The sequence below is a fragment of the Lentibacillus salicampi genome (genome assembly GCF_004565465.1).
Lineage (GTDB): Bacteria > Bacillota > Bacilli > Bacillales > Amphibacillaceae > Lentibacillus > Lentibacillus salicampi.
This window is the reverse complement of sequence record NZ_SRHY01000122.1, coordinates 1-668: the sequence shown is the minus strand read 5'-3', so window position 1 is coordinate 668 and position 668 is coordinate 1. Positions and strand designations below refer to the sequence as shown.

Here is a 668-nt window from a genome sequence, read left to right as displayed (position 1 = left end):
CCTGAACCGAAAAAACGCGGGCGCAAATCCAAGGAAGAACGGGAACAATGGCTGAAAGAACAAGCTGAAAAAGAGGCCAACTTGCCTCTTTATGACAAGAAAATTGAAGCCCAATTGGACGCTTCTTTAGAGGATCTGCACGCTGAAGTTCCTCAAGAACCCAAATGGGGTGTAAAGAAAAACAGTGCCGGAAAAAACGAATTCTGGTTTGGCTATAAAGGCCATCTAGCAGTCGGAACATCAAGCCAGTATATCTTTCAGTCTCTTTTCTCATCAGGCAATCTCAATGACGGTAAAGCCGCCATTCCCTTATTAAAGGGCGTCGATGAGCGTTTGTTCCTTCCAAACGTCCGCTATGAAACCATGGATGCCGGTTATGATTTTGAGCCGATCTACAAGCAGGTTTACAGCATGGGACACCAATCAGTTATTGCCTATAACAAGCGTAATGAACCGGAGCCAGTTGGTTTTGATAAGCATTTTGCGCCAACTTGTTTTCGGGAACATTCTTATCGGTATGACAGTTATGACGCCAAGTATGAAACACTGAAATACACCAGCCCAAAAGAATGCAAGGACTGTCCTTTAGCCAATGAAGAACTATGCCAGAAAGTGTTCAAGATGAAAATTACCAAAGACCTCAGGCGATACACGGCGCCCGCTCGTGG

At 45.1% G+C, this 668-nt stretch carries 1 protein-coding gene; it reads left to right on the top strand.

Annotation, left to right across the window (positions count from 1 at the left end):
* Positions 1-668: transposase (locus E4U82_RS19645; RefSeq protein WP_135111921.1), on the top strand; the 668-nt coding region annotated here is incomplete at both ends.